Source organism: Acinetobacter sp. ANC5681, from assembly GCF_023488045.1.
GTDB lineage: Bacteria > Pseudomonadota > Gammaproteobacteria > Pseudomonadales > Moraxellaceae > Acinetobacter.
Window position 1 is genome coordinate 25619 of sequence record NZ_JAMFKZ010000021.1, and the last position, 26289, is coordinate 51907.

The following is a 26289-nucleotide window of genomic DNA, read 5'->3' on the forward strand; positions in this document are numbered from 1 at the left end:
CAGATCCAATAGCCAACAATAAAACTCCAAACTTTTGTTTGTTTAAAATTTTAGTTTTGACTATAGGCTTTTTGTCCATAGATATAGGTTGCCTCGACATTTCGATCATCCCCCATGGTAAATAATGCAAATAGACTATCTTCAAGTGATTTGGAACGTGACTGACGTAATTGTTGCAGTGCGGTTGGTTTAATATTTAACACCACAAAATCAGCTTCCTTTCCTACATTAAAGTTACCGAGTTTGTTATCAAGGTCAAGGGCTTTTGCACCGCCTAGTGTTGCATGGTACAGCGATTCAAAGGCAGACAATTTATCGCCCTGCAACTGTTGTACTTTGTAAGCCTCATTGACAGTTTGTAATAAACTGAAAGAGGTTCCTGCCCCAACGTCAGTTCCCAATCCAACTTTAACTTGCTGCTGCCATGTTTTGTTCAGCGGAAATAAACCACTACCCAAAAATAAATTTGAGGTTGGACAGAACGCAATTGCAGAGTCGGTCTCATGCATACAATGCCATTCAGCATCTTCTAAATGAACGCAGTGAGCAAATACAGAACGCTGACCCGTTAAGCCATAATGATGATAGACATCTAAATAACCCTTTTGTGCTGGGAATAAATCTTTAACCCATGCAATTTCATCTTTATTTTCGCTTAGATGTGTATGTACATAAACATCAGGATATTCAGCTTTGAGTTGCCCTGCTCTTTCAAGTTGTTCAGGTGTAGAGGTTGGAGCAAAACGTGGTGTGATGGCATATAACGCACGACCTTGACCATGCCACTTCTCAATGAGTGCCTTAGAGTCGTCATAGCTGCTGTCTGCGCTATCACACAGAGCTTCAGGGGCATGACGATCCATCATGACTTTACCTGCAATTAGACGCATCTGATGCTGTTCTGCGGCTTCAAATAAAGCATCTACTGATTCAGGATGAACCGTACAAAATACTAGTGCAGTGGTTGTGCCATTTTTAAGCAGTTCATTCACAAAAAACTTGGCAATCTCGCTCGCATAAGCTTTGTCTTTAAACTGGATTTCAGTTGGGAACGTATAAGTGTTTAACCAGCTCAAAAGCTGTTCGCCGTAAGCACCGACCATTTCCGTTTGTGGAAAGTGAATATGCGTATCGATCATGCCTGGGATGATCAGTTGCTCTGGATAATGCTGAATTTCAATATTGATTGGTAGATGGTCTTGAGCGTCGTTCCATGTCCCAAACCAGCGAATTTTGCCTTGTTCCGTGATGAGGACACCATCTTCGAGATAACGGACTTGATCTGCAATTTGATTTGCTTGAGCAACAGTTTTTTGAATATCTAAGAAGCGACCACGAATAACAGTGATGGGAGTAGCCAAAGTCATAACAACCTACAATTTTACTTTTTTCGATTGATTGTACTCGATTTTGCTCGTTTTACTGGATTATTCGTCTAATTTAAGTATAGAAAGCCGAGCGAGGTATGAGTAATTGATTGGATCAATTCACTTTACTTTTCGGTGTAAATACGTAAATTGTCAGCAATAATGATACTTCTTGAGAAAAATACACATGTATTATTGGAATACCAAAGCTTTAGCGCATGAGTTGGCTGAAGATACTCTAAGTAAACAACATTATAAAAACTATTATCTCGCAGCGGCATTGGTGGTGAGTGCGGTGTACTATTACGGTATGTATTCGCCTTATTCTGATATTCGAGTGATTGGGATTGAAGCTACATTGACCCTATTGATTATGCTGATTGGGATTCAACGGACTTATCAAGCCAATGGTGCTGATCAAGGTGTCCATTTCTTAAATCGAGTCACGGCGTTGTCCTTTCCTATTTTGATGCAAAATACTGTGTTTGGAATTGTTTTTGGGCTAGTTTTATTGGGAATTTATCAATATTTTGGTTTAGCGCAAACCGCATTTGAAATGTGGTACGAATGGTGTGTTTCGGCTTTTACCATTTTTCTGCAAATTTTATTTTTTACTCGTTTGGTGTCTTATATGAAACGGGTTGCAGCGCATAGGATTTAAGTCTGTATTTTATGATGATATAGCGTATGAGTGATTAGAATGAATATTGAATTACGCTTTACTTTTGATGGATCAAAAGTAGAAAAATCCTTTCTTTAGCTGATGGTACCTGCCTGATACCACAGCTAAACCAGCGACAGCCATGCCGTTGGGGAAGATAGAATATTATGAGATTTACCTTCAAAAAATAAAAAATGTAGATGATTTCTCTACATATAAATATTGTCCTTTCTTTATTCCACAAAATAATGCGCTGCAAAATGAGCATCATTGCCAATAATGTCGTAGCAGTCCTCACGAATCGACATGCCTGCACACTGATGTCCCACCATCCATAAACCCAGCGTGGGTAACTGACCAGCAAACAATGGAGTCTCTACCCATTTTTGTACCACATAGCCATATTTATCATAGCCATCAAAATAGAAACTACCAGAAGCAGCCCCTTGATCTTGACCATCTTGCAACACTCGAATATTCGCCCCTTCCCTTGCTAAGATCGGTTTTTTGACCCATTTGCCAGAGAATTTTTGCTGGGGATCAAAATGATGAGTCTCGACCAAAAGAGGGTGATTTGGATAGTGTTTCCAAAGCTCCACTAAAATTGCTTTATTAGAGAGCAGCATTTTCCAACATGGTTCGATCCAATTCGATTGCGGACTCAGATATTGAGAGAATGATTCTTCCCAAATCCATTCCCAAGGATATAACTTGAATAGGTTTTGAATGGGTCGATTATTCAGATCAACAAAACTCTGTCCATTCCAGCCAATATTTTCCATTGAAAGTTCAGAAACTTGTAGATGTGCCTGAAAGGCGGTATCCATCAAATATTCAAGATTACCCCAGTCCTCTCGCCCTGCTTCTTGACAGGCTGCAAAATGCACGTGACTTCCTCGCGGTAGAATGGTTCGCCAACGCTTAATCAAGTCTTCGTGAATACTGTTAAACTGATCTCGATTCGAAATCCCAGATACTTGTTCGATCCATAGCCATTGTGCTACTGATGCCTCTAACAGTCCTGTGGGAGTATCAGCATTGTATTCCAGCATTTTGATATTGCGCCCATCATAGGCAAAGTCAAAGCGTCCATAAAGCATCGGCGCATTTTGTCGCCAAGACTGCTCGATTTGTGCAATTGCAGCAACTGGAATCTGGAAATAATCAGGATAATTACCGCGTTGAATCAAATCACTTGTCACAGCTAAACACATTTGATGCAGTTCATTAGCTGCATCTTCAAGCTGCTCAATTTGCTTCAGTGTAAATTCGTAGGCAATTCCTTCTGACCAGTAAATTGAGCCATCCAGTGAGGGTAAATTAAAGTAGTCAAAACCAATCTTTTGGTGCTCAAGCTGCCAGTCTGTGCGGGGGGGTAATATTTTTCTTTTCATCTTGAGTTTCAGTCTTTTAATTAGCCACCAAATGATGAGCCGCCACGACCGAAACCGCCACGAATAGGTGATGATACAGAATAGCGTTTTGCAGTGGTTGAAATTGAAGGTTGTCCCACACTGAGATTGGTGTGTGGTCTCAAGGTGTTGCCTTTAAAGGAGACTTCACGATTATGTTGATAATATTGTGGTCCTAAATAACGCCCAGAACCAAAACCACCATAATAGCGAACGCCAGCAGTAGAACCTCCGCTTCCTGAGCTATTTTCTTCTTCACAAGTTTCAGTATTCCAGTCTGTTGCACAATCATATTGATTGTTATAAACATCTTGTACTAGCGGCCCATCATTATGGCTGCAAGCACTCAGTAATAATGGCACCACCACAAGATTAATTTTTTTAGAACGCATGAGACCCCACTCATTTTAATTGGCCTGATCGACATTGATGTGAACAGCCCTTGTTTTATTATGTTTCTGATTAGGAAAGATAAAAGCTTTAAGCCGCCATATGATATTGATCTGTTTTTTTAATGTACAGTCTATTTTTATGATTTAACTGTTCAGGCATCTGAATTTATCAAATGCCTGAATTCAACTGATTAAGATTGCAACTGCTTTTTATTATGACGTAATGATAGATAAGCAGTGATACTCAGCACCAGTACGATAAAGCCTAACGAAATCCAGATTGGCATGTGGAACACATCCAGCAATAACATTTTCGCACCAATAAACAATAAGATAATGCCTAAACCATAAGGCAAATAATGTAATTTAGATGCAGAGCCAGCAAGTAAGAAGAACATGGCACGTAAACCCAAAATCGCCATTAAGTTCGCTGTTAATACAATGAACGGGTCACTGGTTACAGCGAAAATCGCAGGAATAGAGTCAACCGCGAAAATAACATCAGATGCTTCAACTAAGATTAAAACTAAAAATAAAGGTGTTGCCCATAACACGCCATTTTGACGGACGAAAAATTTATTACCTTCAAGTTGAGGGGTAATACGCATGTGTTTGCGTAACCATTTCAGTAATTTAATATCTTCAATATTGGTTTCTTCGTCTTGACCTTTCAGGAATTTAAAACCTGTATAAACAAGGAATGCACCGAAAATATAAAGTACCCAAGAAAATTCTTGTACGAACCAAGCCCCAATAAAGATAAAAATGGTTCTTAAGACAATTGCGCCGAGTACGCCGTACAGCAGGATTTTACGTTGCAATGCAGGTGGAATTGCAAAAGCTGCGAAGATCATCAGCCAAACGAAGACGTTATCAATTGCCAGTGATTTTTCCAGTAGATAACCTGCGAAGTATTCCATGGTTTTTTGATTCGCAAGGGTGAGTCCTACTGTTTGCTGTAGATAGAGCCACAAGCCCCCACCAAATAGCATTGCCACAGTGACCCAAGCAATACTCCAGTAAGCGGCTTGCTTGATTGGAACATCTTGGTTTTGTTTTTGTTTAAAGCCTAAAAAATCGACCAAAAGCATGACTGTGACAAGGCCGAAGAATACGACATACAGCCATAGATTACCGATAGTTTCCATCACAACTCCATATCTAGCAACTGGGCATAAAAAAACCTTGACCAGTTGCCAGATGAATAAATACATCTGTTTCAACATGATCAAGGTCTTGCCTACATCACAAATCGATTGCGATGCTCAGAGTCCGACTTTTTGCAAAGTGTAATGACGAAACTCTGACACCTAAGTATTTTAACTACACTACCTAGGTTTGGAGGAGGCTACTCCCCTTGTCAAACGAATTTTGTATGGATGATGACATCCAAATGTGTGTATAGAATTACACATTTTTAGCAAATGTGCAAATCTTCAGCAAATTAGGTCAGGATTAAAAATTTTCAAAATCTCTGTGCGTAAAAATTGATGTCGAGGATTGTGTTTTACGTGCTCATGCCAATACATACCCATATTGATTTTGGGTAATTCAATCGGAAGTGCATGAATCTGTAAATCTTTTGAATAGTGTAGATGTTTTAGAATACTTTGAGGGATAGTCAGTATTGCATTTGGGTGCTGCGCTAAGACCTGTAAAGCTGTTGAATAGTGCTGACAGCGTAGAAAAATTTGCCGAGACAATTGTTGCCGATTGAGATAAATATCCTCTAATAATAACCCCGTACGCCGTGATGACACACCAATATGCGGTGATGATAAATAGAGCGATAAATTCATTTTAGTTTGCTGTGTGCAGACCACAAAATAATCTTCAATCAGGTTTTCAAACTGTAAATGAGCTTGATACGGTTGTACTAAGTCAATCACAAAATCGATTTGTTGAGCTGATAAATCAGCCAACATATTTTTACGATCAAGTTTAGAACTAAAAAACTGGATATTGAGATTTTGCTTGGCAAAGTGATTGACCAATTGAGGAAAAATAATGGGTTCGATTTCATCATGAATCGCGATTTTTATACTTTGTAGCATGCTCGGCCTAAAATCTTGCTGAGGCATAGCAATCTTTTGAATACTCAATAAAGCCATTTGAATCGGCTGATAAATCTGCTCAGCATAAGGCGTAGGCAGCATTTTTTGCCCACTACGCACAAACAGCTCATCTTTAAGTTGTACACGTAAACGCTGCAAGGCGTGGCTGACCGCAGATTGGCTGATACACAACAATTGGGCAGCTTTAGAAATGCTCTTTTGTTCAAAAATCGCAATAAACAACGGATATAAATTAATATCAATACGATGAAAGTGAGCCACTTCCAATGGGTTAGTATTATGAATCTGATTCATAGTTTTGAATAAAATAAAATCATTTCATTCATAATAAATTTTCGCTTATGGTGATGTAAAGCAGCGAATCAAGCTTCGCCAAATTTTTACTTTGAGGGAAATGATGATGTTTGCATTGTCTGAACGCGCACAGGATTTTATTGCACGAACCAAAGCCTTTATCCAACAAGAAATTGAACCGATCGAAAAGGCATTTTGGGATGACGTCCATCAACTTAATGTCGATGGTGACTGGACCAAGTGGCAGTGGCCTGAACAATTACAACAATTGAAAGATAAGGCTAAAGCGGCTGGCTTATGGAATATGTTTTTGCCCGATGCGGAATTGGGTGCTGGTTTATCGGTTCAGGAATATGCGCATATTGCCGAACTGACTGGACGTAGCTTACTTGCACCCACCGTATTTAACTGTAATGCACCTGATAGCGGCAATATGGAAGTGTTATGGCGCTATGGTAGCGAGGCACAAAAACAGCAATGGTTGCAACCTTTGCTTGCAGGGGAAATCCGTTCAGTGTTCTGTATGACGGAACCCGCCGTGGCTTCCAGTGATGCCACTAATATGCAAGCCACAGCAGTGATTGATGGTGATGAAATCGTCCTGAATGGGCGTAAATGGTGGTCATCGGGCTTGGGTGATCCTAATGCCAAAGTGATTATCTTCATGGCTTATACCCCTGACGAGAGCAAAGACCGTCATCATCAACATTCGATGGTACTTGTGCCGATTGATGCACAAGGTGTCATGATTGAGCGAATGCTACCCGTGTTTGGTGACTATGATGCACCGCATGGACATGGGCAAGTTAGTTTTGACAATGTGCGTGTGCCAGTGAGCAACTTTATTGGCGGCGCAGGACAAGGTTTTGAAATTGCGCAAGGGCGTTTAGGGCCTGGACGAATCCATCATTGTATGCGTTGTATTGGCGCAGCTGAAAAAGCCTTAGAGTTGATGATTGATCGTGGCATGTCCCGTAAAGCATTTGGCAAAGAATTATTAAAGTTGGGTGGGAATTTAGAACGTGTGGCAGAAGCCCGTGTGCAAATCGACCAAGCCCGTTTATTAACGCTGTATGCGGCTTACAAGATGGACACTTTAGGTAATATGGCGGCACTCACCGAAATTTCTGCAATCAAAGTGGTTGCACCAACCGTATTGCAAAATGTGGTGGATATGGCGATTCAGATTCATGGCGGCGAAGGTGTGTCACGTGATACACCACTGACTGCATTCTTTAATCAAGCACGCAGTTTACGTTTAGCTGATGGACCAGACGAAGTACATAAGGGCATGATTGCTAAACTAGAACTCAAAAAACGTGGCTATGGTCGTGGATAAGGATATAAGAAAATGGCAGTGATTGATGTGGGTGGTCAGGTTCGGCATGGCGAAGAACTGGATATTTCCGCAGTGGAAACGTGGTTAAAAGACCAAGGTATAAATCTACAAGGACAGGCACAAGTCACCCAATATTCGGGTGGTGCATCGAATTGGACTTATCGACTGCAATATGACAATGCAGATCTAATTTTACGCCGTCCACCGAAAGGCACCAAAGCCAAATCAGCACATGATATGGCGCGTGAATATTTGGTACAAAAACATCTGGAACCGTTCTACCCTGTCCTGCCCGAAATGATGGCACTGTGTCAGGACGAGAGCGTAATTGGCTGTGACTTCTATGTGATGAAACGGATCGAGGGTATTATTCCACGCGCCAATTTACCGAAAGAATTACAGTTAGATGAGCAACAGGTACAGCAATTGTGCCTGAATGTTCTAGATAAATTGATCGAGCTGCATCAAGTGCCGTATCAAGGTACAGAATTGGAACAACTGGGCAAAGGTGAAGGTTATTGTCGCCGTCAAGTCGAAGGTTGGGATGCACGTTATAGCAAAGCACTCACGCCAAATGTACCTGATTTTGCTTTTGTGCGTGAGTGGTTGTTGGAACATATCCCTGCCGATGCTAAAACTTGCGTAATTCATAATGACTGGCGTTTTGATAATGTCATTTTAGATCCACAACAACCGACAAAAGTGATTGGGGTGCTAGATTGGGAAATGGCAACACTCGGTGATCCATTGATGGATTTGGGCAGTGCCCTCGCCTACTGGATTCAAGAGGATGATGATGCGCTGATGAAATCAAGCCGCCGTCAACCGACCAATTTAAAAGGTATGCTGACACGTCAACAGGTGGTGGATTACTATCTGGAAAAAACAGGTTTGCAACCAATGAATTGGGCTTTTTATGAAGTGTTTGGTTTGTTCCGTTTAGCCGTGATTGCGCAACAGATTTATTATCGTTATTACCATCAGCAAACTGATAATCCCGCCTTTAAGGATTTTTGGATTTTGATTCATGCCTTACATATTCGGGCTTTAAAACTGATAGCCCAAAACAATACTGAAGCACAGCAGTTGATTCCTGAATATGCTGCAAAACTACAGGATATTTTAAAACGATGAGCACAATTTATTTGGTGCGGCATGGGCAAGCGTCGTTTGGTGCAGCGAGCTATGATCAGCTTTCAGCTAAAGGTGAACAACAGGCACAGGTTGTGGGTGATTTTTTTAAACAAACCCTAAAACAAACGCCTTTAGTGGTTGCAGGTTCAATGCAACGTCATCAGCAGACGGCGCAACTCGCTTTATCGCAAAGTTTCCATAATGCATCCATTCAAACCGAATCGGCGTGGAATGAGTTTGATCATCAGCATGTCTTTGCTCAATATGAACCGCGTTTTAATCAGCCTGAATTGCTGAAACAGGATGTTGAATTGATGGCCAATCCACGTGCTTATTTGGCCAAAATCTTTGATGGTGCAATAGACCGCTGGATTGGAGCGCAATATGATCATGAATATCATGAAACATGGTTAGGCTTTCAATCACGTGTTGAGCAAGCATTGCAATCGCTTTGCGAAAGTATTGATATGACCAAGCATCGTCAAGCCGTCGTATTTAGTTCAGGTGGCGTGATCTCTGTGGCGGTAGGTAAAGTATTAGGTTTGAATGCAAAGCAGATCTTTGCGCTAAATTGGTCGATTGCCAATGCCAGTATCACCACGCTGCGTTGGACAGATGGACGTTTGCAATTACTGAGCTTTAATGAGCATCATTATTTAAAAACACGTGATGCTGAACTTTTAACATGGATTTAAAAAATAGGTGGCAGGCATGGCAAAAACAATTTTAATTACAGGGGCAAGTTCAGGCTTGGGCGCAGGTATGGCGCGTGAATTTGCGGCTAAAGGTTACAATTTGGCGTTGTGCGCACGACGTTTAGAGCGTCTAGAAGTGTTACAACAGGAGTTGCAACGTCAGTTTTCGATTCGGGTGGGGATTAAGACGCTGGATGTGACCCATTACGATGATGTGTTTACGGTTTTTAAAGCCTTTCAGCAAGAATTTGGAACGATTGACCGAATTATTGTCAATGCAGGTGTGGGTGAAGGTCGCCGTATCGGTAAGGGTCATTTTGAAGTAAATCGTGCCACAGCGGAAACCAACTTTATTTCAGCATTGGCACAGTGCGAAGCAGCAGTTGAAATCTTCAGAGCGCAAAACAAAGGTCATTTGGTAGTGATCTCCTCAATGAGTGCAATGCGCGGTTTACCGAAGCATTTGTCGACCTATGCTGCGAGTAAAGCAGCGGTGGCACATTTAGCGGAAGGCATTCGTGCAGAGTTGTTGGATACGCCAATTAAAGTTTCAACCATTTTCCCCGGCTATATTCGTACTGAAATGAATGAGGGTGCGAAAAAACTACCATTTGAAGTGGATGAAAAGACGGGTTGCAAGGCGTTGGTGAAAGCCATTGAGAAGGAATCAGTAAAGGCTTATGTACCTCAGTGGCCGTGGTTACCAATGGGAATTGCAATGAAGATTTTGCCGTTGAAATTGGTGAATAAATTGAGTTAATTACAATAAATGGATTGGATATGTTTCATTTGGAAAAGGCTGCACAGCCTCATATAGACTGAATAGGTTTAATTGTTATTGTATAGGCATTTCCTTACTTTTCATGGGTGAGGAGTTTACTCCGCAAGGTAACAAAAATCCTTTGTTGAGCAGAGGGTACGTCCATGTAACCCCTGCTCAACGGGCGGCATCCATGCCGCCTGTCACGGTAGTAAATACCGTGACAAGATTGAATTATGAAAGTGTGCTATAGGCTAGATTACGACAAAGCCGTAATCAACTTTTGGTGTAATCCACCAAAACCACCATTCGACATAATCACCACAGCATCGCCCTCACCTGCTTCATTCACCACACGGGCAATGATCTCATCCAGCGAACGGCTGACTTCGGCCTTGTTTGATGAAGCGGCAATCACAGGCTGTAAATCCCAGTCCAAGCCCTCTGGTTGATACCAAATCACTTCATCAGCTAAACGTGCTGAATGTGCCAAACCATCTTTATGGCTGCCCATACGCATGGTATTAGAGCGTGGCTCAATGATCGCCCACAGTTTACGTTCGCCTAGACGTTTACGTGCGCCGTCCAGCGTGGTTTCAATTGCGGTTGGATGATGGGCAAAGTCATCATAGACTTCGATACCACGAACCGTTCCTAACAGCTCCATACGGCGTTTAACGCCACCGAAGTTGGATAAGGCTTCACACGCCTGTTCAATCGTTACACCGACATGCTGAGCTGCGGCAATGGTGGCTAAAGCATTGGCAACACTGTGTTGCCCTGTCATGTTCCATTTCACTTCACCAATCACTTGACCGTGTTCAAGCACGTTAAAATGACTACCATCAGCACTGATCAGCTCCGCAGATAAAGCAGCTTGGTCATTTGGCTCAAGACTGGTACGAACCACAGGCGTCCAGCAGCCCTGTTCTAGCACTTCATCAATATTGGTTTCAGTAATCGGCGCAATAATACGACCTTCACTTGGAATGGTACGTACTAAATGGTGAAACTGTTTTTGAATGGCAGCGAGGTCATCAAAGATGTCGGCATGATCAAATTCAAGATTATTTAAAATCGCAGTTTTTGGGTGATAGTGAACGAACTTAGAACGCTTATCGAAGAAGGCAGAATCATACTCATCGGCTTCTACACAGAAATATTTTCCACCACCTAAACGCGCGCTCTCACTAAAACCCAGTGGTACGCCACCAATCAAAAAGCCAGGGTTTAAACCTGCCTGATCCAGCACCCAGGCCAGCATGGTCGTGGTTGTGGTTTTGCCATGTGTCCCTGCGACACCGAGTACATGTTTGCCTTGCAAGACATGGTCTGCCAAAAACTGTGGGCCAGAAATATAAGGCAGGCCTTCATTTAACATGTATTCAATCGCATCAATACCACGTTTCATGGCATTACCGACGATCACAAGGTCAGGATGCGGTTGTAAATGGCTACGGTCATAGCCCTGCATCAATTCAATACCTGCATTTTCCAGTTGAGTCGACATCGGTGGATAAACATTGGCATCTGAACCTGTGACTTTATGTCCTAAATCTCGTGCTAACAGAGCCAAAGACCCCATAAATGTGCCACAAATACCCAAAATATGCAGATGCATAATGCGCCTTCTCCACTGCTTTACATACAGCACTAATCTCGTGTGTATGATTGTCGTTATCAATAAAAATCAATCGCAACGATAGCAAGGCTGACATGGAAAAGATAGTCAAAATTCGTTGTTGTTATTAACTTAAAATTGAGTGATTTTAACGTTATTCTGATGTATTCAAATGCAAATGATTCAGCCCTTATTTTTATAAAAGGACATCCGATTGAGCCCTACACTTTTAGCATTATGTTTGTTGATCATTTCTAACTGTTTTATGACGATGGCGTGGTATGGGCATCTGAAAATTTTACACAATGCGCCGCTTTGGCAAGCGATTTTGTTTAGTTGGTTGATTGCTCTATTGGAATATAGTTTTATGATTCCTGCAACTAAACTATTAAATCAACAGGGTTGGAGTTTGGGCGAAATGAAAATCACCCAAGAAGTTGTTACGCTGATTGTGTTTGTGCCCTTTATGATTTTTCTGTTTAAACAACCATTCAAGTTGGATTATGTCTGGGCGATGTTTTGCTTAATGGGCTGTGTCTATTTTGTGTTCCGTAACCAGAGCTAATTTTTCGGCTACTGCCCTAATGTTCTTTATTTGGGGATGCCTGAAAAAACCGCTATAATATTTGCCAATTTATTCCTTTGTGCTTGGCGTAAGTCGAGACATTTCCCTATTTTTATCATGTTTTGGAAAAGCCAATGAATGCGGTCGCAACAGATAGCCAACCTTTAGTCGGAATTATCATGGGTTCTCAATCAGATTGGGCAACACTTGAACATACCGCTAATATGCTCAAACAATTGGGTGTTCCTTTTGAAGCTGAGGTGGTTTCTGCGCACCGTACGCCAGATCGTTTATTTGAATATGCTGAAACAGCACGTGATCGTGGTATTCAGGTGATTATTGCAGGTGCGGGTGGCGCGGCGCATTTACCTGGGATGTGTGCTGCTAAAACTGATTTACCTGTGCTTGGCGTGCCTGTTAAATCTTCAATTTTAAATGGCGTTGACTCATTGCTTTCGATTGTACAAATGCCAGCGGGTATTGCTGTGGGGACTTTAGCGATTGGTCAGGCAGGTGCAACCAATGCGGCAATTCTTGCAGCGCAAATTCTAGGTTTAACCCGCTCAGATATTGCTAAAAATGTGGCTGATTTCCGCACAGCTCAAACCGAAAAAGTATCGAACAATAACATTCCTGGTCAAGTATAACGGGGCCAATCATGAATAAAACCATCGGTATTTTTGGTGGTGGACAGCTTGGGCGCATGATGGCGCAAGCAGCTTTACCACTCAATATTCAATGTAGCTTTTTCGAAGCCGAAACAGACTGCCCAGCAGCTATTTTAGGTCCTGTATTTTCAAGTAAAAATCCAGAAGCACTACAAGATTTCATCGCAAGTGCCGATGTATTCAGTCTTGAATTTGAAAATACGCCTGTTGCTGATGTAGATGTTTTGACCCAAACCAAAACACTGCACCCTCCTCGCCTTGCTTTGGCGACAGCACAAAATCGCTTGGCAGAAAAAAGTTTGTTTGATGAACTCGGTATTCCAGTTGCACCGTATCGTGCTGTGGATAGCTTAGAGAGCTTAAAGCAAGCCGTGGCTGAACTTGGATTACCTATCGTATTAAAAACCGTAACAGGTGGCTACGATGGTAAAGGTCAGTTCGTATTACGTTCTGAAGATCAAATTGATACAGCTTGGGCTGAATTAGGGCCTGCCAAAAGCTTGATTGCAGAAAGTTTTGTGAAATTTAGCCGTGAAGTATCCATTATTGCGGTGCGTGGACAGGATGGCGATGTCAAAACTTGGACACTTGCTGAAAACCACCATCACAATGGCATATTGTCACACTCAATCGTTCCTGCACCAAATAGCACAGATTTACAACCAGTTGCACAAGACTATATTACTCGGTTGTTGAATCATCTTAATTATGTGGGTGTACTTACACTTGAACTGTTTGTGACGGAACAAGGCCTCTACGCCAATGAAATGGCGTGTCGTGTGCACAATTCAGGACATTGGTCGATTGAGGGCGCGATTTGCTCACAGTTTGAAAACCATATCCGTGCAGTTGCAGGCTTGCCATTGGGGTCAACTGATGTGGTTCTCCCAACTGTGATGGTGAATATCATTGGTCAACACCCGAAATCAGAAGATGTTTTAGCACTGAAAGGTGCGCATTTACATCTTTATAATAAGTCTGAGCGTGCTGGTCGTAAGCTTGGTCATATTACGTTGATGCCGAATAACCGTGATGATTTAACCGACTTGTGTCGTCAACTTGCCAAAATTCTACCTGTGCCATTGGCATTAACAGCGGATATGAACCTCTAAACTTATCCACAGTAGCCAAAAAAGCGATCTTCGGGTCGCTTTTTTATTGCGTATGATTTTTTGAATTTAAAGTTTTAAATTCAAAAAATGTGCGATACCATTTTTGGAGTGCTGTGGATAACTTTAAGTTGGGCTTTTGAATTTAAAATAGTATGAAAAATTTGAATTTAAATTGTGCTAGGTTGTTGAGTGTTGTGGTTTAAATTCAAAAATATGCATTTTTTAAATTTAAAACCAAAGGGGTTGCTGTGTTTTGAATTTAAATTTTGAGACTGTGGATATCTATTTTAATTTTATGAAATGTAAGGAATAGTGTGCGGGTTTGAGCTGTTTTAGTAAATTGGAATGAATTTAAATGAAGGGTGTTGTTAACTTTTAAATTTAAAACGATGGTGGAGTTATGAATTTAAAAATTAGGTTTTAAATTTAAAAGACAATAAATGAATTCAAAGTTACGTTTCCAAACGATACATATTCAAACAGCATGTTAAGGTGATATGGAAATTTGAATTCAAATATTTTGGTTAAGTCATGAAGCATTATTTTTCTTTTTTCCTAGGCACTGCCTTTTTTTCGTTTTTCAGTCAGGCACATGCTGAGCTTGTGATTAATGGTGCAACATTTTCCTCATCCTCAACTGCCATTCAAAACACGAGTACATATACTTCAACTTCAGATTTTCAAGGCTGCTTAGCAAATTTACGCTCACAAGCAATTGCTTCTGGTGTTTTAGCATCAAGCTATGATCGTTATACCCAGAATTTAAAACCAGATTATTCGGTCATAGACAAATTGAATTATCAACCTGAATTTTCTACTGCAATTTGGGACTATTTATCAGGTTTGGTTGATGATGAGCGTGTTCAAGTGGGCAAACAAAAACTTGCTCAACATCGTGTTGTTTTAAATCGAGTTGAACAGGCTTATGGTGTACCAGCAGAAACTGTAGTGGCGGTGTGGGGTGTGGAAAGTAACTACGGCGATATTTCAGGTAAATATCCATTATTGCAGGCTTTGGGAACGCTCAGTTGCGAGGGTCGCCGCCAAAGTTATTTCCGTAGTGAATTTTTTGCGACGATGCGTATTTTACAGCGTGGTGATTTAACACAAGATCAATTATATGGTTCGTGGGCAGGGGCTTTTGGTCATACCCAGTTTATGCCATCGACTTATGAGCGTTTAGCGGTTGATTTTGATGGTGATGGTCGCCGTGATCTGGTTTCAAGTACCACAGATGCTCTGGCTTCAACGGCCAATTTCCTAAAACGGGCAGGGTGGCAAACAGGTATGCCATGGGGCTTTGAAGTGACAATTCCACAAGGTATGTCAGTTGCAGGTGAAAGCCGCCGTAATAAAAGGTCGCTGAATAGCTGGGTTGCACAGGGTGTGACTCGTGCGGATGGTACAGCTTTAATTCAAGGTAATTTATCGGGTAGTACGCCTGCTGGATTGATTTCACCTGCGGGCGCAAATGGTCCAATATTTTTGGTCTTTAAAAACTTTGATGCAATTTATAGCTATAACGCTGCTGAAAGTTATGGTTTAGCGATCGCTCATTTATCTGATCGTTTACGAGGTGGTACAGCATTTTTAACGTCTTGGCCAACGGATGATGCAGGGACTTCTCGAGCAGAGCGTCGCGAAATTCAGCAGTTTTTGGTCAAGCGAGGTTATGATATTGGCGTGGTGGATGGATTGATTGGAGACAAAAGTCGTCAAGCCATTCGCCAAGAGCAAACGCGCTTAGGCCTGAATCCTACAGGTCGTGCTGGTCAACAAATTTTACGTGCATTTAGGCAAGAGCAAGCAAAACAAATGATGCAATAAATATATTTAAATAAAATAAGGTCTGCTTAAATACAGACCTTATTTTATTTAAGGTGCAGCATCTAATTTTATGGCTTCTAAAATATCAAAAATTACCGCAGTGACATCTTGGCTTAAATCACGATCATTAAAAATTTCATAAGCAGTAATAGTTACATCTGTATCGCTAGGTAGTTGTTTTTGTTCTTCTTCAATCAGGTGTTCAATTGGCAAGAGCGTTTGTTTAACTTCGAGATGTAGAACTTCATTATAAGTAAGATTCTCATCTTCAAACTCTAATTCATGTTCATTGAAATAGGGGATCAAAATAGAATGAAGATACGGACTAAGATCCTGAATATCTAAGATTTCAATATCACGAGTCTGTTCAATCGTACTGATGTGGTCATTCACTTCAATGAGGATATGATAATAACTCATGCTGATCTCCATTAAGACTAAGATGATGTTTTGACACCACAATAACATGAATAAATCAAAAGAATCGACTTATTGTTACGATCTTTTTAAAAACATCAGCTTATAGATTTCTCATATCCTTATAACAGAGACTTAACGAGAAAAGCCGAGTAGTTCCAGATCGACATCTGCGAGTTGAAAGTTCTTCGCATCTTGTTCCTTGATTCTTGGATACATCAGTGATTTTGGATCTTTGGTATGCTTTAAACCTAGTGCATGTCCAAACTCATGTGCCAGAGTGAGGCGTAAATCATCCAGTGATGAAAATTCATAAATAAAAATCTGTTTACCATTGAAATGCCCTTTGTGAAACAAACGTGGCTGAAATGTTTGATTAAATTGATGAGCTGATGCTACAAGTTGCTTATTATTTTGATTGAGTTTTTGAATATCTCGATTAAGTTGCTGAGTTTTTTGATTATGAACTTGAATCTCTTGTTGTAGGGCGAATTCAGCCATAAAAGGCTATCTTGTTAATAATAAATCACGGTCAGCCTGAGTGAGACGGAAATGGTCCATCTCTTGATCTTTCATAATAGGGTACATTAAAGCTTGAGGGCTGTTTGCATGTTGTAAACCAAGGGCGTGTCCTAGTTCATGTGCTAGTGTTAATCGTAAATCGTTATCTGATTCAAACTCATAGATTAAAATTTGTTTTCCATTAAATAAGCCTTTATGAAATAAATGTGGTTGAAAGCGTTGTTTGTATTGTTTGACTGAAGCATCTAGTTGTTGATCCAGTGAGTTAAGTTCATCTATTTTTTGATTTAATTGAGTAATTCTTTGATTGTATTGATTAACTTCTTGTTGCACTAACTCAATATTACTTTTTAGCTCTTGTTGTTTCTGCTGAAAATATGTCGAATTCCCAGATGAAGATTGGTTGTGTTGAGCAGAAAGCTGCTCTTGATTATATTGCTGAATTTGTTGATTGAGTTGTTCTTGTTTTAAATCTAAAAATTGCTTACTCCGCATAATTTCTTGTTCAATTTGGTCTAATTGCTGTTTTTTATCTTTCCATACCTGTTGATTCGCTTCGAGTTGAGTTATATGTTCTCGGCGTTGTTCACTTTCTTGTTGGCGTTCATCGTAAATGAGGTGAATCGCAAGTTGGGCATTGGGGTCATAAACAAAATAATCTTGACCTGTACCATCTTTCCAAATTTGAGTTGCTTGTTGGCTAATTTCTTGTACTTGTTCAATACTGAGTTTAAAACGAGGATCTACCTCAGCGATTCGATAACGCAGGCGAGTATCTATTGGATGAGTGATACGGTCAGCTAATGAATTGAATTTTAGTTGAGGATGTTTCTGAGTTTGATAACTTAACCCTAATAAGAAAATAATTAACCCTGAAAAAATTAAAAAGCGCATGATTGTATTTTCTATTCTTCTGAAAATGAAATGAATCAGTTTAAGAGAGACTTTTGATCTAAATAAATTGAACTATAACAAGAATAAGAGATATCTGGAAAATATATCAACATGTATCACATTCTGCTTTAATGCATATTCTGAAGGAATAAATAAAATAAACATTAAGGCACAATATGCTGAAATATTTACTGAAAGCGCCTGATACTGCATGGACAGCAGATTCTCCTGCTGAGGCAAACGTTAAAAATTTAAAAATCAAATATTTGGGGACAGCGGGATTCATTCTTTCTGATCAGCATCGTACAGTTGTGCTTGATCCTTTTATCAGTCGTCCAAACTTAACCCAAACGTTTACTCAGCCTTTATTGAGTGATCCTGAATTAGTCAGACAACATATAGCATGGTGACACCGATTGATGACGTTCCTCAGTTATTACCTGGGGTGAACATTCCTGAGTTTATTGAAGAAATAAAAGCCTGTGGCGTTATACCTTTGTTCATGCCAATTTTGGGCGAACTTTATTTTGAACAAAATGACTTATCTTAAAATATAAAAAAAACCGCGCTTTCGCGCGGTCTTTTTTAAAGAGACAAATTATTTTTTGTCATCTTTTACTTCAGTGAACTCAGCATCTACAACGCCATCGTCCGCTTTCTGTTGTTGACCCGCATCACCACCTTGGAATGCGTTTGGATCAAAACCTTCTGCGCCGCCAGCACCTTGTGCTTGTTCATAAGCACGTTGGGTGATTGGCATCAAGATGTTTTGTAAAGCTTCAGTTTTCGCTTTGATGTCTTCAACATCATTTTCTTTAGTCGATGCTTCAAGCTCAGACACCGCAGTAGCAATCGCAGTTTTTTCATCTTCAGTGACTTTATCACCAAGATCTTTGACTGCTTTATTCGAGCTAGAGACTAAAGCATCCGCTTCGTTACGTGCTTTCGCTAACTCTTCAAACTTACGGTCTTCTTCAGCATTCGCTTCAGCATCTTTGATCATTGCTTCGATTTCAGCATCAGACAAACCTGAGTTTGCTTTAATCTGGATTGATTGCTCTTTACCAGTGCTCTTATCTTTAGCCGATACTTTTAAGATACCGTCAGCGTTGATGTCGAACGATACTTCAATTTGCGGTACGCCACGTGGAGCAGGTGGGATATCGCCTAATTGGAAGTTACCCAACAATTTGTTTTGTTGAGCCATTTTACGTTCACCTTGGTAAACTGAAATATCTACAGCAGGCTGGTTGTCAGCAGCTGTAGAGAACACTTGTGATTTCTTCGCAGGAATCGTAGTGTTCTTCTCAATGATTGGTGTTAATACACCACCCATGGTTTCGATACCTAAAGTTAATGGTGTTACGTCTAATAAAAGAACGTCAGTTTTGTCACCAGACAATACAGCACCTTGAATCGCAGCACCGATTGCAACAGCTTCATCAGGGTTCACGTCTTTACGTGGCTCTTTACCAAAGAATTCTTGTACTTTTTGTTGTACAAGTGGCATACGAGACTGACCACCAACTAAAATTACGTCAGAGATGTCTGAAGTCGAAAGACCAGCATCTTTAAGCGCGATTTTGCAAGGCTCGATTGTACGAGCAACTAAATCAGCAACTAAACCTTCAAGTTTTGCACGCGTTACATTGATCACTAAGTGCTTAGGACCTGTTGCATCAGCGGTGATGTATGGAAGGTTGATTTCAGTTGCATTTGATGAAGAAAGCTCGATTTTTGCTTTTTCAGCAGCTTCTTTCAAACGTTGTAACGCAAGTGGATCATTTTTCAAGTTCACACTTTGTTCTTTCTTAAATTCTTCAACCAAGAATTCAATTAACGCGTTATCAAAGTCTTCACCACCAAGGAAAGTATCACCATTTGTTGATAACACTTCGATTTGTTGGTCGCCATCAAGGTCTGCGATTTCAATGATTGATACGTCGAATGTACCACCACCTAAGTCGTAAACTGCAACTTTACGGTCGCCTTCTTTCTTGTCCATACCGAACGCAAGAGCCGCAGCAGTTGGTTCGTTAATGATACGTTTAACATCAAGACCTGCAATTTTACCCGCATCTTTAGTTGCTTGACGTTGAGCATCGTTAAAGTAAGCAGGAACTGTAATCACCGCTTCAGTAACTGTTTCACCTAAATAGTCTTCTGCAGTTTTCTTCATCTTTTTCAAGATTTCAGCAGAGATCTGTTGAGGCGCTAATTTTTTATCGTTTACTTCAACCCAAGCATCACCATTGTCTGCTTTGATGATTTTGTAAGGTACAAGACCGATGTCTTTTTGTACCGCTTGATCTTCATAACGACGACCGATTAAACGCTTGATTGCGAATAATGTGTTTTTCGGGTTTGTTACAGCCTGACGTTTAGCGCTTTGACCAACTAAGATTTCACCATCTTTATAAGCGATGATTGATGGAGTTGTACGTGCGCCTTCAGCATTTTCGATTACTTTTACTTTATCGCCTTCAAGTACAGCAACACATGAGTTGGTAGTACCTAAGTCAATACCAATAATTTTTGCCATTTGGAATGTTCCTCTAAAATTTTGTTGCAATGTTTTGCTTGTTATTCGATATGAGAGTCAATCAGTTTTTTTCAAGCATTTTTATGAAAAAAAATCAAAAAACTCTCAAAATTCTGCATTTTTGAGCAAATAAATACTTTGCTCTGTGGATTATTGACCCACCATCACCATCGCTGGGCGGAGTAAACGTCCATTCAGGGTATAGCCTTTCTGCAACACTGTACCAATCTCATTGGCCTTGGCGTTTGAATCAATACCTACTGCCTGGTGTAAGTCGGCATTGAAGCCATTTTGGGTATCCGCCTCAACCACGCCAAATTTTTCCAGTGTGGTCAAAAGGGATTTCAGGGTCAGTTTCACGCCTTCGAGTACAGGTGTCTGTTCTTCACCCGCGGCTTGAATTGCACGTTCAAGATTATCGACAGAATCCAGTAATTCTTTAGCAAATTTTTCCAACACAGTCTCTTTGTGCTTTTCAGATTCGCGTTGAATACGCTCGACACTCTTCTGCGCTTCGTAAACAGCATTTGCAGTGCGTGCTTTTTCTAATTTCAAGCTTTCTTCGAGTTTGGTGATTTGCGCTTGTAAATCTTCAACGCTAAGCTCGTTTGCCTGCTCTACACCTTCAGCTTGAGTTTGTTCAGTCTGTTGCTCATTTTGAATGTCTTGAGCTTGCTCATTGTGCTCATTAGCCATTGATGATCTCCGTTGAAAAAAGTTCTTAAACATGTACAGTCCTTTTGGCGTGAATGCTCATAGGGTTAAACCCGAACTGCCACATCTTGGTCATTCATAGATAGGGATGAAGTATGGGCAAGGCGACAAAATTCAAGCGTTCAGGTTGATTTAAATCTTTTAATTTTGCTGATTTAAGTAAAAATTTAAGTTTTCGATGACAAAAGCAATAAATTCTTGTGTGATTTTCGGTAAATGTTGCCTTGATGCATAGACTAACGACAAGGTTAGGTCAGGTGCAGAAAAATCTGTAAATACCTGTTGCAAACGTTGTTGTGCAATATCCTGACGCACCAATAGCGTTGGTAACATGGCAATGCCTTCTGCTTTGAGACACATTTGATAGAGCGCAATCACATCATTACTTTTAAACGTAACATTTAATGGATAATTCTGAGGTTGTTGATCTGTATCAAACAAAGTCCAATACTGATTATGCGTATGGTGGGCTATACATTCATGCTGAATCAGTTGGCTTGGGTGTGAAAGGGGAGTGTGATCTTGTAAATAGTGCGGATGTGCACAAAAGATGGATTCGATTTGACAAACTGGTCGGGCAATCAGCCCATCTACAATTTTCTGGGTAATACGCAGTGCAAGATCAACCTGAGCATCCATGAGGTCGACCGTATTTTCAGTTAAATAGACATCGAAATGGATCTATGGATAGTGTTTCCTAAATTGTTTAATGCATTCATTCACACCCAGTTGGAACAGAAACAGACCACAGCTGAAACGAATCGTACCACTGTGCTGTTCAGGGGTGGCTAAACCTTCAAGCAATTGTTGCTGCTGTAAAATATTCTCACAATAGACCAACGCTTTTTCACCCGCAGGGGGGAGTGAAACTTTGCGCGTGTTACGTTGGAAAAGTCGAGTCGAGAAAGTATGTTCAAGATGATCTAAATAACGAGAGACCATTGCTTTAGAATAGTCTAAATGTTCAGCTGCTTTACTAAGATTGCCTTGCTGCGCAATACATACAAAAACTTGAATGGCTTTTAAAGTATCCATATAAAATTCTTATTGTTGCAATTTATGCAACATTTTATCTTAATTTAGAGTGTTTATTCAGCAATAATTGCAATTTAAAGTAGTTGTTATCAATTGGAGACGATAACATGAATACCAAACCTTATATCATTGCTGTATCTACTTTAGCAGCAACATCTGCGGCTTTTGCACAAGACTTAAAAATTCAAAACTTTTTGGCTCAGCCTGAGCACTTCGGTGTGACCTCAACCTTAATTGAGGGTGATAAAGAAGTCTTACTGGTCAATGCGCAATTTTCTAAATCAGAAGCATTGCGTATCGCTGCTGACATTCTAGATAGTGGTAAAACCTTAAAAACGATTTTTGTCAGCTATGGCGATCCAGACTTCTATTTTGGTTTAGATGTATTTAAACAGTATTTCCCTAATGTGCAAATTATTGCGACACCAGAGACGGTAAAACATATTCAAGATACGCAAGCATTGAAAGTCGCGTATTGGGGGCCGAAAATGGGAGCCAATGCACCGAACAAGATTATTGTTCCGCAAGCGTATACGGCTAAAACCTTAAAACTAGAAAATGAAAATATCGAAATTAAAGGTAAAAAAGAACTGACTTATTTATGGATTCCGAGTGTCAAAGCGGTTGTGGGGGGTATTCCAGTGTCATCGGGTATTCATCTTTGGACTGCGGATACCGCAACAGCGAAAGATCGTGCAGAAGTGGTGCAGACTTTGGAAAATATCAAAGCATTAAATCCGCAAGTAGTTGTGCCTGCGCATATGAAAGCAGGCGCCGCTGAAGGTCTTGATGCAGTGAATTTTTCAATCGACTATTTAAAGCAATATGAGAAAGCGGTAAAAGCCAGTAAGAATTCAGCTGAATTAATTGCAATTATGCAAAAACAATATCCAACCTTAGGCGAGTCAAGCAGCCTAGAGTTGGGTGCTAAAGTAGTTAAAGGCGAGATGCAATGGCCTTAAAACCTAATAAATGAATTGAAGAACCGTGATGAGAAGTCTCGGTTTTTATTTTTCTAAACTCCGAATTTTTAGAGGTAAATTACAATGTAAGTTTGTAGTAGGGTTTGATAATGTTTTTATAAATTATAAAAAATGAAGATGATCATGCTTTTCTGATGCAATTATGATGCGAATACAAGTAAAACTTTTGAATAGAGAATCATTTAACTGAACTTTTAAAATAATAAAAAAGTGTGAATCCTGCATTGAATTGGTTTAATAAAAATTGCAAAAACATGCTGCATAAATAACAAACGGCAACTAATCCACATCACGATACATAAAAAAATTGTGAATGATAGGCAACGCAAAGATAACTTTGCTTTTCGTCATAATGAAAGGAAATATACAATGAAAAAGTTAGCCTTAATCTCAATGGTTGTATCAGGTGTTGCATTCACAGCCGTAGGTTGTTCGACACAAGCAGGTTTGGATGCTTCTGGTTCGGCTCAAACGAGTGCAAGTCCAGCGAATGTACAAGGCGGAGTAGGCGTGCAAGCAGGAACATCTGTTGATGTTCAACCGAATGGAGCTTCAGCTGGTGTTTCAGGTTCTGTTTCTGGATCTGTTGGTACAGATGCATCAGGACAATAAATTGGATTTAGGTTCATAACACGATAGATTAGGATACCGATGCCAACCCCTAATTTTTACATGTACTGCTATATATGATGTGTTAAACCTGATTCATGATTTAAGAATTGAAAAATGAGAGTCAAACCTTTGATTCTCGTTTTTAGTTTTTGGGCAATTAAATTTTTTTTGCGCTCGTCTTTTCTAAAGCAAATATGAATAAACGAACAAATTATAAGACTATAAAGTGATTAGAATGTTCGTCTACTATCTATTCGATAAATAAGATCAAACCAATGAATAGATTGAATAATGAAAAGATCTGAACGAAAGCTACGTTTTTTATTAAATGTCTTTTGATTAGAAATATTAAAAAAACAGAAAATACCTCTTTTACCTGTGCTTGAGCTTGGCTATTGGCATGAAAGGCAAGCAGTGATTAGCAAAATGGTTAATGACTTTTTAAGATAAGCCATTTAGGTTACAGCATGATTTTGAATTCTTTATCTTGATCTACGACTTTATAACAGCATATAGTCGATATGAACAAGAACTATGGACAGGGCGAAAAAGGGGAAGAACGTGTCAGCATTACCTCAAAAAATTCAAACGATTTTAGATAAAGGACAAGGTCCTGCTGCACGAGCGCTAGATAAGCTGCCTAAGATTGTACAAGAATCATTGGCGAAAGTTTTAGGCTACCCATATCAATATCCAGATTTGGATGCTTTTACAAAATGCTTAATGGCAGTTCAAATTAAACAAGGGCGTGTTGGTTTTATTGGAGAAGATCCGATCGAATCTCGCAGTCAATTTGATACACAAATGTTAGCGATTTTAAATAAATCGACTTCTATAGAATCGGTAGAAGATATACGTCTGCCTTTACAGAGTGGCACGGTTTTCGCAAGGCATTATCATCCTGCACCTAATAAAAAATTACCGATGATCGTGTTCTATCACGGTGGTGGTTTCGTCGTTGGTGGTTTAGATACGCATGATGAAGCCTGTCGACTCATTGCGAAGTACGCAAAAGTACAAGTTCTGAGTATCGATTATCCGCTTGCACCAGAAGCATCTCCGCAGCTACTCATTAAATCTTGTGATGACGCATTAGCATGGGTGTATCAAAATCGTCGTCAGCTAAAAATTTATAAAAATCGTATCGCTGTTGCTGGAGATAGTGCAGGAGGAAATATTAGTACTGTAGTTGCACAGCATGCGGTTGGTAAATCATATGCACCACAAGCTCAGTTGTTGTTTTATCCTGTTGTAGATTTTAAAAGTAAACATCCTTCTTTTTATGCCTATGGTCAGGGTCTGGTGTTAACAAGTAAAGATGTAGATTACGTCACTAAATATTATTCAACACAGCATCAAGTTGCGTTAGATGATCCATTAATATCACCTACGTATGGAAGTCTTAAAAAACTAGCTCCAGCATTTGTGGTAACAGCAGGGCATGATTTATTACATGATGAAGGTGAGATTTATAGCCATAAACTAAGACAAAGTGGTGTTAAAGTGCATTATGTAGATTATCCAGATCAAACGCATGGATTTATTAATCTCACACCGATTTCGAGTAAAGCTAAACGCAATACAATCGAAATTGCTAAAAACTTCAGAAAGTTTTGGGATAAACACAATTAAATTAATCAGCCTATGTTTCACGTGGAACATAGGTTTTTTATTAGTAAATAACAAATAGAAATAGCAAAAATAAATTTGTAAAACTAATATTGAGAAGTACAACAAATCACTCGTTAAAATCAGAGAAAAGCAATCATGAAAAAGTTGTTGATGACAACTAGTCTACTATTAGTAAGCAGCCATTTATTTGCCAACACAATGGTTGATATGAAAACCAGTATGGGAAATATTGAAATTGAACTTTTTAACGATAAAGCACCTGTATCAGCAAAAAATTTTGAAAGCTATGTAAAAAGTAACTTTTATGCTGGAACTATTTTTCATCGAGTCATCCCAGGATTTATGATTCAAGGCGGGGGGATGGATGCCAATATGATTGAGAAGGTAACTAAAGCACCTATTAGTAATGAAGCAAATAATGGTTTGAAAAATACACGCGGTACTTTAGCAATGGCACGTACTAGTGATCCTAACTCTGCTACGAGTCAATTTTTTATTAACGTTGCTGACAACACTTTCCTAAATCGTTCACAAATGGATGCTGGTTATGCTGTATTTGGTAAGGTAACGAAAGGAATGAATATTGTTGATAAAATTGTTAGTGTTCCTACAGGTAACTATGGAATGCATCAAAATGTCCCTAAACAGCCGATTAAAATCATTAGTGTTCAGATAAAGAACAAGAAGTAAAAATTAAAGCAGAAATATTTTTAAATATTTCTGCTTTAATTCAATTTGATCATCAAAATTAGGTGGAATTACATCCATATTTTTAATTAAGTCATTAAATTACAGTTATTTATGTTGATTAAATTCACTTTTAAGATAATTAATAAATTTTAAATTATATAAATCAGTAAATTAGGTAAGTTAAAGTTTAAAAAAAAAACAACCGAATTTTAAATTTTCTAAAAGTGCTTGCGTGTGTTTTGAAATGGTGTAGAATGCACATCCATCGGCGGTGATGCAGATAAAAACTTGTTGAGAAACAAGGATTTGGCTAGATTAGTTGGGTT

23 protein-coding genes and 3 pseudogenes are annotated in these 26289 nt (G+C 39.7%); 14 read left to right on the forward strand and 12 right to left on the reverse strand.

Annotated features, from left to right (window positions below):
* Window positions 1–50 precede the first annotated feature (50 nt).
* Window positions 51–1367 carry a guanine deaminase gene (gene guaD / locus M5121_RS11920; protein WP_249571301.1) on the reverse strand — a complete coding sequence of 439 codons (1317 nt, stop codon included), beginning with the start codon at window positions 1365–1367 and terminating at the stop codon, window positions 51–53.
* A gap of 187 nt (window positions 1368–1554) precedes the next feature.
* Here guaD and M5121_RS11925 point away from each other — a divergent pair, with 187 nt between their 5' ends.
* Complete coding sequence (locus M5121_RS11925) at window positions 1555–2028, forward strand: hypothetical protein (protein WP_249571302.1); 474 nt, start codon at window positions 1555–1557, stop codon at window positions 2026–2028.
* Window positions 2029–2261: 233 nt separating this feature from the next.
* Here the strand turns inward: M5121_RS11925 and M5121_RS11930 are convergent, their stop codons facing one another.
* The 4 genes from M5121_RS11930 to M5121_RS11945 all read right to left on the reverse strand — a co-directional run bounded on the left by M5121_RS11930 (window position 2262) and on the right by M5121_RS11945 (window position 6201).
* On the reverse strand, window positions 2262–3422 hold the full coding sequence (locus M5121_RS11930) for a glutathionylspermidine synthase family protein (RefSeq protein ID WP_249571303.1): 1161 nt from the start codon (window positions 3420–3422) through the stop codon (window positions 2262–2264).
* 20 nt (window positions 3423–3442) lie between these two features.
* A complete protein-coding gene (locus tag M5121_RS11935; protein WP_249571304.1) occupies window positions 3443–3832 on the reverse strand; it encodes a hypothetical protein in 390 nt (129 codons plus the stop codon).
* Between the two features lie 191 nt (window positions 3833–4023).
* On the reverse strand, window positions 4024–4980 hold the full coding sequence (locus tag M5121_RS11940) for a TerC family protein (protein WP_249571305.1): 957 nt from the start codon (window positions 4978–4980) through the stop codon (window positions 4024–4026).
* Window positions 4981–5268: 288 nt separating this feature from the next.
* A complete protein-coding gene (locus M5121_RS11945; protein WP_249571306.1) occupies window positions 5269–6201 on the reverse strand; it encodes a LysR family transcriptional regulator in 933 nt (310 codons plus the stop codon).
* Window positions 6202–6307: 106 nt separating this feature from the next.
* Here M5121_RS11945 and M5121_RS11950 point away from each other — a divergent pair, with 106 nt between their 5' ends.
* Genes M5121_RS11950 through M5121_RS11965 form a run of 4 tightly spaced genes read left to right on the forward strand, consistent with a single transcriptional unit; the run spans window position 6308 to window position 10129 of the window.
* Window positions 6308–7540 (forward strand): acyl-CoA dehydrogenase family protein, encoded by a 1233-nt coding sequence (locus M5121_RS11950; RefSeq protein WP_249571317.1) that lies wholly within the window; start codon window positions 6308–6310, stop codon window positions 7538–7540.
* A 12-nt stretch (window positions 7541–7552) separates the two neighbouring features.
* Entirely contained in the window at window positions 7553–8674 is a 1122-nt protein-coding gene (locus M5121_RS11955) for a phosphotransferase family protein (protein ID WP_249571307.1), read from the forward strand.
* Complete coding sequence (locus M5121_RS11960; protein ID WP_125272401.1) at window positions 8671–9369, forward strand: histidine phosphatase family protein; 699 nt, start codon at window positions 8671–8673, stop codon at window positions 9367–9369. Before M5121_RS11955 ends, M5121_RS11960 begins: the two co-directional genes overlap by 4 nt.
* Before the next feature lie 16 nt (window positions 9370–9385).
* Window positions 9386–10129 (forward strand): SDR family oxidoreductase, encoded by a 744-nt coding sequence (locus M5121_RS11965; protein WP_249571308.1) that lies wholly within the window; start codon window positions 9386–9388, stop codon window positions 10127–10129.
* A 259-nt stretch (window positions 10130–10388) separates the two neighbouring features.
* Here M5121_RS11965 and mpl read toward each other — a convergent pair whose 3' ends face one another.
* Window positions 10389–11750 (reverse strand): UDP-N-acetylmuramate:L-alanyl-gamma-D-glutamyl-meso-diaminopimelate ligase, encoded by a 1362-nt coding sequence (gene mpl, locus M5121_RS11970; RefSeq protein WP_087545549.1) that lies wholly within the window; start codon window positions 11748–11750, stop codon window positions 10389–10391.
* Window positions 11751–12015: 265 nt separating this feature from the next.
* On the opposite strand from mpl, the gene M5121_RS11975 reads away from it, so the two are divergent.
* From M5121_RS11975 to M5121_RS11990, 4 genes are all read left to right on the forward strand, one after another.
* A complete protein-coding gene (locus tag M5121_RS11975) occupies window positions 12016–12315 on the forward strand; it encodes a DMT family protein (RefSeq protein WP_249571318.1) in 300 nt (99 codons plus the stop codon).
* Between the two features lie 134 nt (window positions 12316–12449).
* Window positions 12450–12962 (forward strand): 5-(carboxyamino)imidazole ribonucleotide mutase, encoded by a 513-nt coding sequence (gene purE / locus M5121_RS11980; RefSeq protein ID WP_249571309.1) that lies wholly within the window; start codon window positions 12450–12452, stop codon window positions 12960–12962.
* Window positions 12963–12973: 11 nt separating this feature from the next.
* Window positions 12974–14095 (forward strand): 5-(carboxyamino)imidazole ribonucleotide synthase, encoded by a 1122-nt coding sequence (locus tag M5121_RS11985; RefSeq protein ID WP_249571310.1) that lies wholly within the window; start codon window positions 12974–12976, stop codon window positions 14093–14095.
* A gap of 531 nt (window positions 14096–14626) precedes the next feature.
* Window positions 14627–15922, forward strand: coding sequence for a lytic murein transglycosylase (locus M5121_RS11990; RefSeq protein WP_249571311.1), 1296 nt, complete (start codon window positions 14627–14629; stop codon window positions 15920–15922).
* Between the two features lie 48 nt (window positions 15923–15970).
* Here M5121_RS11990 and M5121_RS11995 read toward each other — a convergent pair whose 3' ends face one another.
* The 3 genes and pseudogenes from M5121_RS11995 to M5121_RS12005 form a co-directional block, all read right to left on the reverse strand.
* Window positions 15971–16354, reverse strand: a complete 384-nt coding sequence (locus M5121_RS11995; RefSeq protein ID WP_152630147.1) for a hypothetical protein — start codon at window positions 16352–16354, stop codon at window positions 15971–15973.
* 120 nt (window positions 16355–16474) lie between these two features.
* Window positions 16475–16825 (reverse strand): annotated as a pseudogene (locus M5121_RS12000) (matrixin family metalloprotease); the annotation flags it as partial.
* A 21-nt stretch (window positions 16826–16846) separates the two neighbouring features.
* A complete protein-coding gene (locus M5121_RS12005; RefSeq protein ID WP_249571312.1) occupies window positions 16847–17755 on the reverse strand; it encodes a matrixin family metalloprotease in 909 nt (302 codons plus the stop codon).
* Window positions 17756–17931: 176 nt separating this feature from the next.
* Here M5121_RS12005 and M5121_RS12010 point away from each other — a divergent pair.
* A pseudogene (locus M5121_RS12010) lies at window positions 17932–18305 on the forward strand (hypothetical protein).
* Between the two features lie 48 nt (window positions 18306–18353).
* On the opposite strand, the gene dnaK reads toward M5121_RS12010, so the two are convergent.
* The 3 genes and pseudogenes from dnaK to M5121_RS12025 form a co-directional block, all read right to left on the reverse strand.
* On the reverse strand, window positions 18354–20297 hold the full coding sequence (dnaK, locus tag M5121_RS12015; protein WP_087547937.1) for a molecular chaperone DnaK: 1944 nt from the start codon (window positions 20295–20297) through the stop codon (window positions 18354–18356).
* Between the two features lie 150 nt (window positions 20298–20447).
* Window positions 20448–20993 (reverse strand): nucleotide exchange factor GrpE, encoded by a 546-nt coding sequence (gene grpE / locus M5121_RS12020; RefSeq protein WP_249571313.1) that lies wholly within the window; start codon window positions 20991–20993, stop codon window positions 20448–20450.
* Window positions 20994–21152: 159 nt separating this feature from the next.
* Window positions 21153–22046 (reverse strand): annotated as a pseudogene (locus M5121_RS12025) (LysR family transcriptional regulator).
* Window positions 22047–22153: 107 nt separating this feature from the next.
* Here M5121_RS12025 and M5121_RS12030 point away from each other — a divergent pair.
* The 4 genes from M5121_RS12030 to M5121_RS12045 all read left to right on the forward strand — a co-directional run bounded on the left by M5121_RS12030 (window position 22154) and on the right by M5121_RS12045 (window position 25963).
* Window positions 22154–23008 (forward strand): MBL fold metallo-hydrolase, encoded by an 855-nt coding sequence (locus M5121_RS12030; RefSeq protein ID WP_249571314.1) that lies wholly within the window; start codon window positions 22154–22156, stop codon window positions 23006–23008.
* A gap of 390 nt (window positions 23009–23398) precedes the next feature.
* Complete coding sequence (locus M5121_RS12035) at window positions 23399–23641, forward strand: hypothetical protein (RefSeq protein ID WP_249571315.1); 243 nt, start codon at window positions 23399–23401, stop codon at window positions 23639–23641.
* Window positions 23642–24202: 561 nt separating this feature from the next.
* Entirely contained in the window at window positions 24203–25273 is a 1071-nt protein-coding gene (locus M5121_RS12040; protein WP_249571316.1) for an alpha/beta hydrolase, read from the forward strand.
* A 135-nt stretch (window positions 25274–25408) separates the two neighbouring features.
* Complete coding sequence (locus tag M5121_RS12045) at window positions 25409–25963, forward strand: peptidylprolyl isomerase (RefSeq protein WP_283772298.1); 555 nt, start codon at window positions 25409–25411, stop codon at window positions 25961–25963.
* Window positions 25964–26289 lie beyond the last annotated feature (326 nt).

Excerpts from the sequence above, each read along its gene's own strand:
- M5121_RS11985 (WP_249571310.1), top strand. The coding sequence starts at position 12,974 with ATGAATAAAACCATCGGTATTTTTGGTGGTGGACAGCTTGGGCGCATG.
- mpl (WP_087545549.1), bottom strand. The coding sequence starts at position 11,750 with ATGCATCTGCATATTTTGGGTATTTGTGGCACATTTATGGGGTCTTTG.
- purE (WP_249571309.1), top strand. The coding sequence starts at position 12,450 with ATGAATGCGGTCGCAACAGATAGCCAACCTTTAGTCGGAATTATCATG.
- M5121_RS11945 (WP_249571306.1), bottom strand. The coding sequence starts at position 6,201 with ATGAATCAGATTCATAATACTAACCCATTGGAAGTGGCTCACTTTCAT.
- M5121_RS11925 (WP_249571302.1), top strand. The coding sequence starts at position 1,555 with ATGTATTATTGGAATACCAAAGCTTTAGCGCATGAGTTGGCTGAAGAT.
- M5121_RS11940 (WP_249571305.1), bottom strand. The coding sequence starts at position 4,980 with ATGGAAACTATCGGTAATCTATGGCTGTATGTCGTATTCTTCGGCCTT.
- M5121_RS11950 (WP_249571317.1), top strand. The coding sequence starts at position 6,308 with ATGTTTGCATTGTCTGAACGCGCACAGGATTTTATTGCACGAACCAAA.
- M5121_RS11930 (WP_249571303.1), bottom strand. The coding sequence starts at position 3,422 with ATGAAAAGAAAAATATTACCCCCCCGCACAGACTGGCAGCTTGAGCAC.
- grpE (WP_249571313.1), bottom strand. The coding sequence starts at position 20,993 with ATGGCTAATGAGCACAATGAGCAAGCTCAAGACATTCAAAATGAGCAA.
- M5121_RS11990 (WP_249571311.1), top strand. The coding sequence starts at position 14,627 with ATGAAGCATTATTTTTCTTTTTTCCTAGGCACTGCCTTTTTTTCGTTT.
- M5121_RS12005 (WP_249571312.1), bottom strand. The coding sequence starts at position 17,755 with ATGCGCTTTTTAATTTTTTCAGGGTTAATTATTTTCTTATTAGGGTTA.
- guaD (WP_249571301.1), bottom strand. The coding sequence starts at position 1,367 with ATGACTTTGGCTACTCCCATCACTGTTATTCGTGGTCGCTTCTTAGAT.
- dnaK (WP_087547937.1), bottom strand. The coding sequence starts at position 20,297 with ATGGCAAAAATTATTGGTATTGACTTAGGTACTACCAACTCATGTGTT.
- M5121_RS11960 (WP_125272401.1), top strand. The coding sequence starts at position 8,671 with ATGAGCACAATTTATTTGGTGCGGCATGGGCAAGCGTCGTTTGGTGCA.
- M5121_RS11935 (WP_249571304.1), bottom strand. The coding sequence starts at position 3,832 with ATGCGTTCTAAAAAAATTAATCTTGTGGTGGTGCCATTATTACTGAGT.
- M5121_RS11955 (WP_249571307.1), top strand. The coding sequence starts at position 7,553 with ATGGCAGTGATTGATGTGGGTGGTCAGGTTCGGCATGGCGAAGAACTG.
- M5121_RS11995 (WP_152630147.1), bottom strand. The coding sequence starts at position 16,354 with ATGGAGATCAGCATGAGTTATTATCATATCCTCATTGAAGTGAATGAC.
- M5121_RS11975 (WP_249571318.1), top strand. The coding sequence starts at position 12,016 with ATGACGATGGCGTGGTATGGGCATCTGAAAATTTTACACAATGCGCCG.
- M5121_RS11965 (WP_249571308.1), top strand. The coding sequence starts at position 9,386 with ATGGCAAAAACAATTTTAATTACAGGGGCAAGTTCAGGCTTGGGCGCA.
- M5121_RS12035 (WP_249571315.1), top strand. The coding sequence starts at position 23,399 with ATGAAAAAGTTAGCCTTAATCTCAATGGTTGTATCAGGTGTTGCATTC.
- M5121_RS12030 (WP_249571314.1), top strand. The coding sequence starts at position 22,154 with ATGAATACCAAACCTTATATCATTGCTGTATCTACTTTAGCAGCAACA.
- M5121_RS12045 (WP_283772298.1), top strand. The coding sequence starts at position 25,409 with ATGAAAAAGTTGTTGATGACAACTAGTCTACTATTAGTAAGCAGCCAT.